Origin of the sequence: Chryseobacterium lathyri (genome assembly GCF_003290185.1) — a bacterium.
GTDB lineage: Bacteria > Bacteroidota > Bacteroidia > Flavobacteriales > Weeksellaceae > Chryseobacterium > Chryseobacterium lathyri.
Genome location: NZ_QNFY01000006.1, coordinates 171069 through 185110, shown reverse-complemented (window position 1 = coordinate 185110; position 14042 = coordinate 171069). Strand labels below are relative to the sequence as shown.

Here is a 14042-nt window from a genome sequence, read left to right as displayed (position 1 = left end):
ATTTATGTTATCTTTTATTTTAGTTTTTTACTTCAGGTAAAGTATTAATTACTTTCCTTGGTTGTTCCGTATCCTTTTACAATACCTCTTGGTGAGTTTTGGATAAACTGAAGGATTTCATCTCTTTCAGCAGTTGGAAGCATTTCTTTTTCAATGTAAGTTACAGCCTGAGAAACGTTCATTTTCATTTGGAAAATTGTTCTGTAGATCTTTTGGATCTCAAAAATTTTCTCATTAGTAAACCCTCTTCTTCTCAAACCAACCGAGTTGATTCCTGCATAAGACATAGGCTCTCTTGCTACTTTTACATAGGGCGGAATATCTTTTCTTACCAGAGTTCCTCCGGAAATCATTACATGTTTCCCGATTTTACCGAACTGATGCACAGCACTAAGACCTCCCATTACAGTATAGTCTCCAATTTCTACATGTCCTGCAATACCGCAACCGTTTACAATGATAACATGATCTCCGATCACACAATCATGTGCAATATGAGAAGTTGCCATGATAAGGCAGTTTTTACCGATTTTAGTAAATCCGAGAGCTTTTGTTCCCCTGTTTACGGTAACGCATTCTCTGATTGTTGTTTCATCACCGATAATTACCTGGGTATCTTCACCATCAAACTTTAAATCCTGAGGAATTGCAGAAATTACCGTTCCCGGAAAAATTCTGCAGTTTTTACCTATTCTGGCTCCATCCATGATGGTAACATTAGGACCAATCCAAGTTCCTTCTCCGATCTCCACGTCCCCTGCAATTGTAGTAAACGGTTCTACAATAACGTTTTTGCTGATTTTTGCACGTTTATCTACGGCGGCTAATTGATGAATCATTTAATCAACTTTATTTTTTGCAACTTGAGCCATTAACTCTGCTTCTACAGCCACTGTGTCTCCCACATATCCGTATCCCTGCATATGTACAATTCCTCTTCTGATAGGCTCTATCAGTTCAATTTTGAAAATCATTGTATCTCCGGGAACTACTTTTCTCTTGAATTTTACTTTATCTATTTTAATAAAATAAGTGGAGTAATTTTCAGGATCCGGAACGCTGGCCAATACAAGGATACCTCCTGTCTGTGCCAAAGCTTCCACTTGTAATACTCCTGGCATTACAGGCTCTTTGGGGAAATGTCCTACAAAGAAAGGCTCATTCATGGTAACATTTTTCAGGCCTACTACGTGGGAATCTGAAAGTTCAAGAATTTTATCGATCAATAAGAACGGTGGTCTGTGCGGCATAAGACGCATAATTCCGTTGATATCAAAAACCGGCTCTTTGGTTAAATCAAAATCCGGAACATTTTTTTTCTTTTGCAATTTCCACTGTCGGTTCAGTTTTTTCGCAAACTGGGTGTTCACATAGTGTCCCGGTTTGTTCGCAATTACTTTACCTTTTATTTTTACACCAGCCAATGCCAAATCGCCAATTACATCGAGTAATTTGTGTCTTGCAGCTTCGTTGGGATAGTTTAACGTAAGATTATCAAGAATACCATTCGGTCTGATAGAAACGTTATCTTTTCCGAATGCTTTTTTCAATTTTTCTGTGGTGTCAGGTGTAAGATCTTTATCCACATATACAATAGCGTTTGAGATATCTCCACCTCTGATCAAACCGTGATCTAAAAGCATTTCCAATTCATGCAAAAAGCTGAATGTTCTTGCAGAAGAGATCTCGTCTTTAAATTCTGAAATATTTTTAAGGGTAGCATTTTGAGTTCCCAAAACTTTAGTTCCAAAATCTACCATAGTAGTCACTTCATAGGTATCCGAAGGAATAATGGTAATTTCTGATCCCGATGCAGGGTCTGCATAGCTCAGCACTTCTTTGATGACCAGGTATTCTCTGGCAATACCCTGTTCTGCAATTCCTACACTTTCAATAGCTTCTACAAAGAATTTGGAAGATCCATCTAAAATTGGCGGCTCGGAGGCATCCATTTCAAGAATGGCATTATCAATATCACACCCTACTAATGCAGCCAAAAGGTGCTCACAAGTAGTAATTTTCACACCTAATTTCTCTAATGTTGTTCCTCTTTCTGTCGCTACTACATAATTAACATCAGCTTCTACCTGAGGATGTCCCTCCAGATCTGTTCTTACGAACACAAAACCTGTATTTTCTTTAGCTGGTTTAATGGTAAGTTTTACTTCTTTACCTGTATGAAGGCCAATTCCAGAAAGTGTTACTTCTTTCTGGAGTGTTTTTTGCATATCACTCATTAGTTTTATCTTTTGAGATATCCTCAAGATTATTTATTCTCTTTACAATTTCAGTGAAATTTCTGAAATGGACATAATTTCTAAGATAGTCATTGTAGCTTATCGCCGGGGACCCATACAATGTTTCTTTATCATTAACACTGGAATTCACACCACTCTGAGCCTGAATTTTCACCTGGTTCCCAATTTTAATATGGCCAACCACTCCTACCTGTCCACCGATCTGATTCCAGTCTCCAATTGTAGTAGATCCTGCAATTCCGGCCTGTGCCGCAATAACGTTATTCTGCCCGATCTTCACATTATGTGCGATCTGGATCAGGTTATCGATCTTTGTTCCTTTTCCGATAATGGTAGACCCTATTGTAGCTCTGTCGATGCTGCAGTTTGAACCGATCTCTACATCGTCTTCGATAATCACGTTTCCTAGCTGAGGAATTTTTTTGAATCCTTCTGCAGTAGGCTGAAAGCCGAATCCGTCGCCACCTACAACCGTATTGGAATGGATCACACAATTGTCTCCGATAATACAGTAGTCATAGATTCTGGCGCCGCTGTCGATTTTACAGTTTTTACCAATCTTAACTCCTTTCCCAATATAGACCTGCGGATAGATCTGAGAACCTTCTCCAATCTTAGCTTTCTCCGAAACATAAGTAAATGCTCCGATATAGGCCTTTTCTCCAATTACTGCAGTCTCATGAATAGAAGAACCGGTTTCGATTCCCTCTTTTCTTCCCTGCATTTCCTGGTACAGATTCATTAAAACCTGGAAAGAAAGGTAGGCATCCTTTACAACAATTAAGGTAGGATTATAATCAACTTTATCTATAAGTTTTTCCGAAACAATAATAACGGAGCATTTTGAGGTATTTAAAAAATGTGAAAATCGATCCTGTGCTATAAAAGAAAGATGTCCTGATTCACCATTCTCAATTGGTGAAACCCCTGTAATAACCGTACTTTCGTCGCCTATTATTTGTCCGTCAATAAAACTTGCAATTTGCGAAGCTGTAAATTCCATATTCTGCAAAGATAAGAAATTCTGTAATTCGCAAACATTTTTTGATTTTAGGAACGTGAATTTTAAGATTATTTAAGATATTATGTGGGAAATATCTCTTGGAAAGGTAAGAATATACCGGGCAGTCTTGTGTACCATAAGCCCAGACAATAACTGGTCCTGTGACTCTTCTAACCTAATCTTTTTACCGTTTTTCTGGAGTAAATAAATTGGCTGTTTTTTGGTGTCATAAGGCAGTAATTTTCTTTTAATCTCGTGTACAAGCTCTTTTCCATTATTGATTCCGAAAAATTCATTGGTGTTTTTTATTTTTTCCTCAATAAATTTTCGTTTGAAAGGACGTGTTGAGATAACCGTTTTCGGAAGGTTTCGCTGGATCACACATCTGCACCAATAGGAAAGAATAAAGTCTTCTGAATCCTGCCAGGATTTCATCGCATGAATTATATCATTGTCATCAAGTTGCGTAAATCTATAAATATCTTCATCGGTAGCAGAACTTTTTCCACGATTCAGAAAATATTTCAGGTTTTCCCCGGCAGGCAGATCCATCCCTTCGGAAATCAGATATTTTGCTCTTTCCAGGATCTTAACTAAAAGAAACTCTGCCAATGCAGATGTTTTATGATAGTATACCTGCCAATACATAAACATTCTGGCTGTCAGAAAGTTTTCAATGGAATAGACTCCTTTGGCATCAATAACTAACTCGCCCTCGCTGCAGACATTCATCATAGAAATGATTCTTTGGGTATTGATGTTTCCTTCAGAAACGCCTGTGAAAAAGCTGTCCCTGTTCAGATAATCAAGCCTGTCGACATCAAGCTGGGAGGAAATAAGTTGGTTAAAAAACTTTTTATGATATTTTCCCTGAAACATTTCAATAGCTATAGAAAGCTGTCCGTCAAATTCCTCATTCAACTTATTCATTAACAGCAGTGAAAGTTTCTCGTGATGCCAGTCGTCCATCAGCATGTTTTCCAATGCATGAGAGAAAGGCCCATGACCAATATCATGCATCAGGATGGCAAGCATGGCTCCTTTTTCTTCCTCTTCAGTAATTTTAACTCCTTTCTGGCGTAAGGTTTCTAATGCCGTAAACATCAAATGCATCGCTCCCAAAGCGTGATGGAATCTTGTATGGGTGGCTCCCGGAAAGATCAGATTCAGAAGTCCGGTCTGTCCGATTCTGCGCAGTCTCTGGAAATAAGGATGCTCTATAACGTCAAATAAAATTTCGTGTGGGATTCTGATGAAACCATGAACGGGGTCGTTAATGATCTTTAGCTTATTCTGCATTGAAACTTTGGTATTAGCAAACAAAGTTAGGGATTTTAAATTTTAAGCATGATAAATTGCTATTAAAGAATTCAAACTTGAGAAAACATATTATCTGCATGGCCCATGAAGTAATTATTTGTGATACTTGTGAAGATATGTATGTGAGTTGTGTTTTTATTTTTAACCACAGATTACACAAATTTACACAGATGTTTTTCGCCATATTCTGTTTTAAACATATATCTTTGATAGCATAAATAATGCTTCATTTTAATGAGAAAAATTTCTCTTTTCATCTTATTTTTTTTCAGCTTACATTTTTCTGCGCAGTCATTATCTGAAACTCAAAAATTAGAATCACTCTGTAAAGTCTGGGGATTTTTAAAATACTATCATCCCCGTGTTGCAAAAGGGGAATTTGATTGGGATCAGCAGCTTTTTCAAAAAATTGAACAGCTTGAGCATATCCAGGATAAAAATCAGTTGAACGAATTATATTCCAAATGGATCAGCAGTCTTGGAAAAGTGGAGGAATGTAAAAAATGCTCGAAAGAAGATAAAAAAAAGGTCTATTTTTTAAGAAATTTTGATCTGAATTGGATTGGAAATGAAGAAATATTCACTCAAGAGGTAAGTCAAAAGTTGCTTTTTATTCAAAAGAACAGAAATTCAGGCAGCAGTCATTATTTCGGAAAAGGTGGAAAAAAGGTTTACTTTAAGAATGAAAATTCATACGGTTCACAATTCACTTCAAAAGAAATCGGTCTTCTGGAACTGTTCAGATACTGGAATCTGGTAGAATACTTTTTCCCATACAAGTATCAAACAGATCAGAACTGGAATGATGTCTTAACGGAAATGATCCCAAAGTTCCTCAATATTAATAATGATGAAAGCTATCATTTGGCTCTTGCGGAACTGGTGGCAAAAATTGATGACTCGCATGCTTTTCTTTATTCACCTACCTTCAATGCCCATCAATATGGGAGACGAAAAGTTCCTGTGGAATATATTTATGCAGAAGGAAAACTGATGGTAACGAAGATCATTAAAAATAAATTGAACGAAGAAACATTTTTGAAAGCCGGAGATGTCATTTACGACGTCAATGGGCGGACAATTCCTCAGATGGTCAACAGTTTTGGAAAATATATTCCGGCTTCCAATTCCTGGGGGAAGATTTCAAAAGTGAAACATCTTTTTCTTTTCAGTAATAATGATTCTATTGCCTTAAAAATAGAGCGCAACGGACAAAACCTTGCTGTTACTGCCAAAACCTATCTTCTTAAAGATATTGTCAGGGAAACACCAACTGTTCAGCCGAAGTGGAAATTTCTGGATGAAAGTAAGAAAACAGGCTATGTCAATATGGGTAGTATTGAAAAAAGTGACCTGAACGATATGTATAGGGATTTAAAAACAACAACATCCATCATTTTTGATCTCAGAAATTATCCTAAACAGACCATTTTTCCTTTAAGCAAGCTGATTCTTCCGGAAAAATCAATTTATTATCAATTTAATTTCCCTGAGACGGAATATTTAAGTAAATTTTATAGCGCAAAAAGCAGCATCGGCAGAAAGAATCCGGATTACTACAAAGGAAATGTTGTGGTCTTAGTGAATGAGAATACACAGAGCCAGGCAGAAACCACTGCTATGATGTTTAAGCAGCACCCAAAAGCTAAGGTAATCGGGAGTAATACTTCGGGAGCCAACGGGGATGTGATCAGATTTAAAATTGCGGATCTGGATACCTGTTTTACAGGACTGGGAGCATATTATCCTGACGGAAGGGAAACCCAAAGGATAGGAATTATCCCCGATATTGTCATAAAGCCCACTATAACAGGCATAAAGGAAGGAAAAGATGAAGTTCTGGAAAGAGCTTTAAATTATATAAAGACCGGTTTTTAAATGAATTGAATGTCAATAATAATGGCAGGATTTTCATTTAACTAATATTTAACTTTTGTTGTCTCTAATTTGTGAGAATTTAAAAGGGATTGGTCAACATTTTGATGCTATAACCATGTAAAAAAATAAATTATGTCGGAAAAGATATTATGGATAGATGATGAAATAGATTTACTCAAGCCCCATATCGTATTTTTAGAAAAAAAAGGTTACCAGGTAACCCCTGTTAACAACGTGAATGAAGCTCTGGAACTAATGGATTCAGAGAAATTCGCATTAACGCTTATTGATGAAAATATGCCCGGCATTTCGGGATTGGAAGCCATTCCCATGATTAAGGAAAAAGATAATTCTTTAAAGATTGTGATGGTAACAAAAAGTGAGGAGGAACATATCATGGAAGAAGCCATCGGATCTCAGATTGCTGATTACATACTAAAGCCGGTAAACCCTAACCAGATTTTATTGTCGTTAAAAAAGAATCTTCAGGAGGATAATCTTGTAGAGCAGAAAACAATTCTCCAGTACCAGCAGGAATTCAGAAACCTGTCTATGGAACTTTCTTATATCAGAACTTACCAGGAATGGGCAGAATATTATAAGAAGATTCTAAGCTGGGAGATTAAATTTGATAAGGTAGCGGATAATGAGTTCTCCGATCTTCTGCAATCACAGAAAGAGGAAGCCAATATCCAGTTTGCCAAATTCATTGAAAAAAATTACGAAAGTTGGCTTACGGATCCTGACAAACCATTAATGAGCCATACTCTTTTTAAAGAAAAAGTAAAGCCCGAGGTAGAGAAAGAAAAGGTTCTTCTTCTTATGGTGGATAATCTCCGCTTTGACCAGTGGAGGGTTATTGAACCATTATTCACAAAATATTACAATAAAATATCGGAAGATTATTATTACAGTATTCTTCCTACAGCCACTCAGTATGCTAGAAACTCTTTCTTTGCCGGACTGATGCCTTCTGAAATTGAGAAGCGTTTTCCGGATAAATGGTTCAATGATAATGAAGAGGGAAATAAGAATGAGTTTGAGCGCGATTTCCTGGAAGACCAAATGAAAAGAATTGGTTTAGGGTCTAAATCTATGAAGTATCTTAAAGTTTTGAATGCGGATTTTGAGCGAAAGATTTATGATGATTTCAACCAACATAAAAATAATGACCTTCTGGTAATTGTTTACAACTTTATTGATATTCTTTCTCACGCTAAAACAGATAATCATATTGTAGACCAGCTAATCAGGGACGATAAAACATTCAGATCCCTTACGCTTAACTGGTTTGAGAATTCATCATTGCTGAAGATTATTAAAGCGGCTGCAGAAAGTGGATACAAACTTGTGATCACTACAGACCACGGAACAGTATACGTTAAAAAACCTAGTAAAGTAGTTGGAGACCGTGAAACATCAACCAATATCCGTTATAAAACAGGAAAGAGCTTAACCTATGACGACAGTGATGTATGGGCCGTTACCAACCCTGAAAAACTGTTTCTGCCAAAAGGGAATTTAAGTTCGAAATATATTTTTGCAAAAAACAATATTTTCCTGGCTTATCCGAAGAATTACAATCACTTTGTGAATTACTATAAAGAGACATACCAACACGGAGGAATTTCATTGGAAGAGTGTATTATTCCTATCAGCATTTTAGAACCCAAGTAGTTTTTTTCATAGTTTATTTAAATTTTGGGTTTAAGGCGGCAAAAATCGAATGATTTTTGCCGCTTCTTTTATAACCACTTTTAATAATGTTAAAGAGTTCATATCTTAGCCAAAAAACAATGTTTATTATCTCGCTGACCTACAAAAGTGACCTGGAAAATGTGGAACGGTTGATCCCGGAACACAATAACTTTCTTGAAAAACATTACGCCTCCGGAAACTTCATTGCTTCCGGAAGGAAAGAACCGAGAACGGGAGGAATTATTCTTGCCAATGCTGGTTCTAAATATGAAATTGAAGACATCATTAAAGAAGATCCTTTTTATATTCATCAGGTAGCAGATTATGATATCACTGAATTTATTCCAACAAAATATAACGAACATTTTAAATTTCATTAAAAACTCATGAGGTTAATCACATATAACGTTAACGGAATCAGGGCTGCCTTTACTAAGGATTTTTTGGGATGGCTGAAAACTGCTGATCCGGATATTGTCTGTATTCAGGAAAGTAAAGCAGGAAACGATCAGATAGACATTGAAAGTCTCGAAAAAGTTGGTTATCACAGCTATTGGCATTCTGCCGTAAGAAAAGGCTACAGCGGCGTCGGAATTGCGTCTAAAATCAAACCTAATCATATTGAATATGGATGTGGTATCGAAAGCTATGATAATGAAGGCAGGATCATCCGTGCAGATTTTGACGGATACTCTGTCATTTCAGTGTATGTTCCGTCTGCCAGCAATATTGAAAGGCTGGATTTCAAAATGCAGTTCTGCCATGATTTCCTGGCTTATATAAAGGAGTTGAGAAAAACGATTCCTAACCTTATTATTTCCGGCGATTTCAATATATGCCATCAGGCTATTGATATTCATGATCCGGTCCGTTTAAAGAACGTTTCCGGCTTTCTGCCAATGGAAAGAGAATGGATGACCAGTTTTATTGAGGAATGTGAACTGATCGACAGTTTCCGTTTTTTCAATAATGAGCCTGACAATTATACGTGGTGGAGCTACAGACAGAATTCACGGGCGAAGAACAAAGGCTGGAGACTGGATTATAATTTCGCAACCTATACTTTGAAAGATAAGCTCTCACGAGCAGTAATTTTAAAAGAAGCTGTACATTCTGATCACTGCCCAGCTTTATTGGAATTTAATGTATAGAAAGACTAAAAATAAAAAGCCAGCTGAATCAGCTGGCTTTTATAAATTTAAATCATAAATTTAGTCGACAATTTCATATTCAACCGGAATGGTACCACGATTGGTATCCCCGATTTCATCGAACGCAGCTTTAGAAATATCTAATGCTCTTGATGCATGGAAAGGTCCTCTATCATTGATCTTCACTATCACCTGTTTTCCATTGTTCAGATTGGTAACTCTAATATTAGTTCCAAACGGAAGCGTTCTGTTTGCAGCAGTGAACTTTGAGTTACTAAAAATCTCTCCGCTTGCTGTTTTTCTACCATTAAACTTATCGTGGTAGTACGATGCATAACTTGTTTTCTTCGCATCTAAGGTATTACCTGTAAAAGAATAAACACCTAAGGTTGAAATCATCATTATGATTACGAGAATGAATCTTTTCATCATCTTGAATTTTATTGGTTTTGACGGAGCAAAAGTATAAGGAATGTTGTTAAGTCCCTACTCCATATGTTAAAAACCGTTAATGAAAATAAAATTATATGTTAACAAGAGCTGTAAGTCCCTATTATCAGGGGTTTTAGACAGCATTGTTAAAAAACGTTAAAAAAACAACCTAAAAGTTAATATAATTAACTTATTGTCAAAAAAATTCAAAATATGAACTATCCAAATAATTGATAATCAGCATTTTAAATATTCAATGAAAATTTAAAATATAAGTACAGCTCACTTAAAAAAACAAAAATTTTATGATATCAAATGGACAGAAGCGCTTAATAGAAGTCAACAAGAGCACAGCATATATCACTCTATATTTATTTTAACAAAGGTTTTAACAGTAGAATGGATTAAACATCAATTTCTATGTTTAAAAAATATAATTAGTAAAATCTTCATTTTAAACATTCTTCTTCATATTCAAATTAAGTACCAAATGAGATTTTGAATATTAAGGATTCTTCTTATTAATAAACTTCATCATATTAAAACAAAAAACCAATGATTTCTCATTGGTTTTAATTTATATTTAGATATAAGTATTATCTTATTTTAAATATTCTATTACATAGTCATATGTTCCAGAAGGATAAACCACTGACATACTTGGCGAACCTGTAATTGCATTTCCTGCAGTAGTTGCAATTGTATAAGAGTATAAACTTCTGTCATATACAGTGTTTGTACCCGCTTTATAAATAGTAATACCATATAAAGCAGTCATACCCGTCGGCGCTGGGATATTTACAGCTGTTGAACTTCCTGTTGCATTAAATGTCCCTTTAATAGCGTAAACTTGCTTATTTGCTACTAATGTATTTGTAGCTGTTTCAGCAGCGGTTACGTCAAATTTAGCGTTACCTCCTCCTATTGGTAGCCATCTACCTCCGGTAACATCAGTACTTTTATTAGGGTTATCAAAATAATAGAAACCACGGCTTACTGGTGTAGAAACAACACCATCATTTGTAAGCGTGTTACCAACACCAATATTAAAAACTATCATGCCATCATAAGCAGAAGGGAAGTTAATACCATCTAAACTAGCTACTTTAAATGTAAAAGCTGTTAGATCTGTTGTAGGAAACAATAGACCTTTACCGTCATTTACTGCAGCATTGTTATTTGTAGAGGCATCTAAGAAAATGTTTTCATTAGGGAAAGTGTTTGCAATTACACCGTTAGATAAAGCCTGTGCACTGGCCAATGTACCTAGTGATACAAACAGTGCTAATATGATTTTTTTCATCTGTTTAAAATTTAATGATTGTTATTATCTACCTGAAAGAATACCCCAGTTATTTACACCAGCATTACTCACTACAATAAAGCAGAAAGATCCACCTGAAGTTACCGTTGATGGTATGCTATTCATTCCTCTAGTGATACCTGGAACCGCTGCAGGATCCCAACCCACGTTACCTGGGCCATTCGCAGATACACATCTTACCGAGTTTAATGGCAGTGACGTGGCTGCAGGCAATAATAGCTGGCTAGTTCCTCCCATAGCAGTAGTAACGACAGAATAATCATCCGATGCCCATGTAATAGGAGCATTTAAAGAGTGAAGTCTACCTTTCTGAATCTGGAAGTTTGGAGGTGTTGAACCACCACCACCTACAGCAACCCAAACAGAATTTGGAGCATCATAGTAATAGAAGCCAATTCCAATTACATTTACTGTCTTACCAGCTGCACTACCATCTAAAGTGGTAACAAATGTAAGGGCACCATTCTGAGCAGCCGTATATGCTGCGTCTTTAGCTGCTAACTGAGCTCTTGACAAACGAGGGACTAGCAAAGCATCAGGTCTAGCATTGTCAGTAGTATTAGCTACTACGTCTAGTGTTGCGGCTGGTGTAGTTGTGTTAATACCTACACGACCCGTTGTCTGAGCCTTGGAAACTGCCGAAAGGCCAACGAGCATTGTCGCTGTTAATAAAAATTTTTTCATAAGTTTTTAAAGATTTTAAATTACATTATTTTCCATCAATATTTGCAAATGGGACATGCATCCCAACTTGTGCTAAACATTAAAGTTCCTATTTAACATTATTAGATAGATAACTTATTGAAGCATTTGATTTTAAAACATTGCTTATTGCGCAAATTTAAGACATAATTTTCAAATTTATTCATTTTATATAAAAAAAATAAAAGAGTTTTACCAGGTAAAACACCAACTACCTGAAAATCAGCCTAATCATTAAATTAATAGCTACTTTAATTATGTTAAATTTTATTAATATTTTCAATTATCTGCGAAAGCCATACAATTGTTATAATTGCAACAGGACTAGATTGTTAAATCAACTCCCCATATAAGTCAAATTCTTCTGCAGAAGTAATTTTCACTTCAGCAAATTCTCCTATAGAAATGTAAGTTTCATCGGCCGAAACCAGAACAGTATTGTCTACGTCAGGTGAATCAAATTCTGTTCTTCCTATAAAATAATTGCCTTCTTTTCGATCAAATATACATCTGAAAGTTTTTCCGATCTTCTCCTGATTCTTCTCCCAAGAAATCTGTGATTGCAGCTCCATAATCTCTTCTACTCTTGCTTCTTTCACTTCCTGTGGAATATCATCCTCTAAGACATAAGCTCCTGTATTTTCTTCATGAGAATAGGTGAAGCAACCCAACCTGTCGAATTTTTGCTCTCTTACCCAGTCTTTCAATTCCTGGAATCTTTCTTCTGTTTCTCCCGGGTAACCTACAATCAAGGTAGTTCTAACAGCCATATCCGGAACCTTTTCTCTAAACTTAGCTAATAATGCATTTGTTTTTTCATGAGTTGTTCCACGTTTCATTGATTTCAACAGATCAGAATTGATATGCTGAAGAGGGATATCAATGTAATTGCAAACTTTAGGCTCTTCGCGGATAATATCAAGAACATCTTCTGGGAAACCACTCGGAAAAGCATAATGAAGGCGGATCCACTCTATCCCCTCAACTTTTACAAGCTCTTTTAAAAGTTCTCCAAGCGCACGTTTTTTATAAAGGTCCAGACCATAATAAGTAAGGTCCTGCGCAATAAGAATAATCTCTTTTGTTCCTTTTTTTGCAAGCTTTTGAGTTTCCAAAACCAATTTTTCGATAGGTGTGGATATATGTCCGCCTCTCATTAAAGGAATCGCACAGAAAGAACAAGGTCGGTCACAACCTTCTGAGATCTTGAGGTACGCATAATGTTTGGGAGTTGTTGTCAGTCTTTCTCCTACCAATTCATGTTTATAATCTGCACCAAGGTGCTTTAGGAGAATGGGCAAATCTCTTGTCCCGAAATACTGATCTACATCAGGAATTTCTTTAATAAGATCCGGTTTGTATCTTTCGGAAAGACAGCCTGTAACAAAAACTTTTTCGACTTCACCTCTGTTTTTTGCGTCTACATAATCAAGAATTGTATTAATTGATTCTTCCTTGGCATTATCAATAAATCCACATGTATTAATTACTACAATATCTCCGCGGCCTTCGTGAACCACTTCCTTTCCATTTGCTTTCAGCTGACTCATTAATACTTCAGAATCATATACATTCTTGGAGCATCCAAGTGTAACCACATTGATTTTCTTCTTCCCTACAGATTTTGTGCGCATCGTTTTGATTTTGAGTGTGCAAAGATACAAAATATAAAAGAGTGAGGTGTAAAAAATAATAACCACTTTAGGAAAGTGGTTATCAATATATTATTTAAAAATTTTTCTCTTTAAAGCTTGGTGCATTTAGATCTTTTTCCGAAAGTAGCATATCTTTTTCATTAATCTTCCAGTCTATGTTAAGATCAGGATCATTGAATTTCACGCTTCCTTCAGATTCTTTATTATAAAAATTATCACATTTATAAGTAAAAACTGCAGTTTCACTTAACACTGAAAATCCGTGTCCGAATCCACGAGGAACGTACATTTGTATTTTATTTTCTGCCGTAAGCTCTATTCCGTACCATTTACCAAAAGTGGGAGAATCTTCTCTGAGGTCAACCGCAACATCCCACACTTTCCCTTCTAAACAGGAAACTAATTTTGCTTGGGCATGGTCTCCTTTCTGCAAGTGAAGCCCTCTAAGTACTCCATATAATGACTTTGAAATGTTATCCTGAACAAAATGTCCATTCAAACCGGTAAGCTCTTCAAATTTTTTTTCATTGAATTTTTCAAAAAAATATCCTCTATCATCTTCGAATATAGTCGGTTCTATAATATAACAGTCCTTAAGTGGAGTTTCTTTTATTTTCATGG

At 36.0% G+C, this 14042-nt stretch carries 13 protein-coding genes; 4 read left to right on the top strand and 9 right to left on the bottom strand.

Translation table 11 applies throughout. The features are described from left to right. Window positions 1-44 precede the first annotated feature (44 nt). The 4 genes from lpxA to DRF61_RS10215 all read right to left on the bottom strand — a co-directional run bounded on the left by lpxA (window position 45) and on the right by DRF61_RS10215 (window position 4560). The gene (gene lpxA, locus DRF61_RS10230; protein ID WP_111956625.1) at window positions 45-839 is read right to left on the bottom strand and encodes an acyl-ACP--UDP-N-acetylglucosamine O-acyltransferase; all 795 of its coding nucleotides are present in this window, start codon (window positions 837-839) and stop codon (window positions 45-47) included. Beyond that, window positions 840-2237: a bifunctional UDP-3-O-[3-hydroxymyristoyl] N-acetylglucosamine deacetylase/3-hydroxyacyl-ACP dehydratase gene (locus tag DRF61_RS10225; protein WP_111956623.1), complete on the bottom strand. Its 1398-nt coding sequence runs from the start codon at window positions 2235-2237 to the stop codon at window positions 840-842. Beyond that, window positions 2230-3261: a UDP-3-O-(3-hydroxymyristoyl)glucosamine N-acyltransferase gene (gene lpxD / locus DRF61_RS10220; RefSeq protein ID WP_111956620.1), complete on the bottom strand. Its 1032-nt coding sequence runs from the start codon at window positions 3259-3261 to the stop codon at window positions 2230-2232. The genes DRF61_RS10225 and lpxD overlap by 8 nt, the downstream gene beginning before the upstream one ends. A 72-nt stretch (window positions 3262-3333) precedes the next feature. Continuing rightward, on the bottom strand, window positions 3334-4560 hold the full coding sequence (locus DRF61_RS10215) for an HD domain-containing protein (RefSeq protein WP_111956618.1): 1227 nt from the start codon (window positions 4558-4560) through the stop codon (window positions 3334-3336). A gap of 255 nt (window positions 4561-4815) precedes the next feature. Between DRF61_RS10215 and DRF61_RS10210 the strand changes: the two genes are divergently transcribed. The 4 genes from DRF61_RS10210 to DRF61_RS10195 all read left to right on the top strand — a co-directional run bounded on the left by DRF61_RS10210 (window position 4816) and on the right by DRF61_RS10195 (window position 9308). Beyond that, complete coding sequence (locus tag DRF61_RS10210) at window positions 4816-6459, top strand: S41 family peptidase (protein ID WP_111956616.1); 1644 nt, start codon at window positions 4816-4818, stop codon at window positions 6457-6459. A gap of 132 nt (window positions 6460-6591) precedes the next feature. Further along, complete coding sequence (gene porX / locus DRF61_RS10205) at window positions 6592-8136, top strand: T9SS response regulator signal transducer PorX (RefSeq protein ID WP_111956614.1); 1545 nt, start codon at window positions 6592-6594, stop codon at window positions 8134-8136. 119 nt (window positions 8137-8255) lie between these two features. Continuing rightward, window positions 8256-8537 carry a YciI family protein gene (locus DRF61_RS10200; protein ID WP_111956904.1) on the top strand — a complete coding sequence of 94 codons (282 nt, stop codon included), beginning with the start codon at window positions 8256-8258 and terminating at the stop codon, window positions 8535-8537. A gap of 6 nt (window positions 8538-8543) precedes the next feature. After that, on the top strand, window positions 8544-9308 hold the full coding sequence (locus DRF61_RS10195; RefSeq protein ID WP_111956612.1) for an exodeoxyribonuclease III: 765 nt from the start codon (window positions 8544-8546) through the stop codon (window positions 9306-9308). Window positions 9309-9368: 60 nt separating this feature from the next. On the opposite strand, the gene DRF61_RS10190 is transcribed toward DRF61_RS10195, so the two are convergent. The 5 genes from DRF61_RS10190 to rfbC all read right to left on the bottom strand — a co-directional run bounded on the left by DRF61_RS10190 (window position 9369) and on the right by rfbC (window position 14040). Next, the gene (locus DRF61_RS10190; RefSeq protein WP_048502358.1) at window positions 9369-9740 is read right to left on the bottom strand and encodes a septal ring lytic transglycosylase RlpA family protein; all 372 of its coding nucleotides are present in this window, start codon (window positions 9738-9740) and stop codon (window positions 9369-9371) included. Between the two features lie 601 nt (window positions 9741-10341). Next, entirely contained in the window at window positions 10342-11043 is a 702-nt protein-coding gene (locus DRF61_RS10185) for a hypothetical protein (RefSeq protein ID WP_111956610.1), read from the bottom strand. 24 nt (window positions 11044-11067) lie between these two features. After that, window positions 11068-11721 carry a hypothetical protein gene (locus tag DRF61_RS10180; protein ID WP_146897089.1) on the bottom strand — a complete coding sequence of 218 codons (654 nt, stop codon included), beginning with the start codon at window positions 11719-11721 and terminating at the stop codon, window positions 11068-11070. A 377-nt stretch (window positions 11722-12098) separates the two neighbouring features. Further along, the gene (gene rimO / locus DRF61_RS10175; protein ID WP_111956606.1) at window positions 12099-13400 is read right to left on the bottom strand and encodes a 30S ribosomal protein S12 methylthiotransferase RimO; all 1302 of its coding nucleotides are present in this window, start codon (window positions 13398-13400) and stop codon (window positions 12099-12101) included. Window positions 13401-13494: 94 nt separating this feature from the next. Further along, the gene (rfbC, locus tag DRF61_RS10170; protein ID WP_111956604.1) at window positions 13495-14040 is read right to left on the bottom strand and encodes a dTDP-4-dehydrorhamnose 3,5-epimerase; all 546 of its coding nucleotides are present in this window, start codon (window positions 14038-14040) and stop codon (window positions 13495-13497) included. Window positions 14041-14042 lie beyond the last annotated feature (2 nt).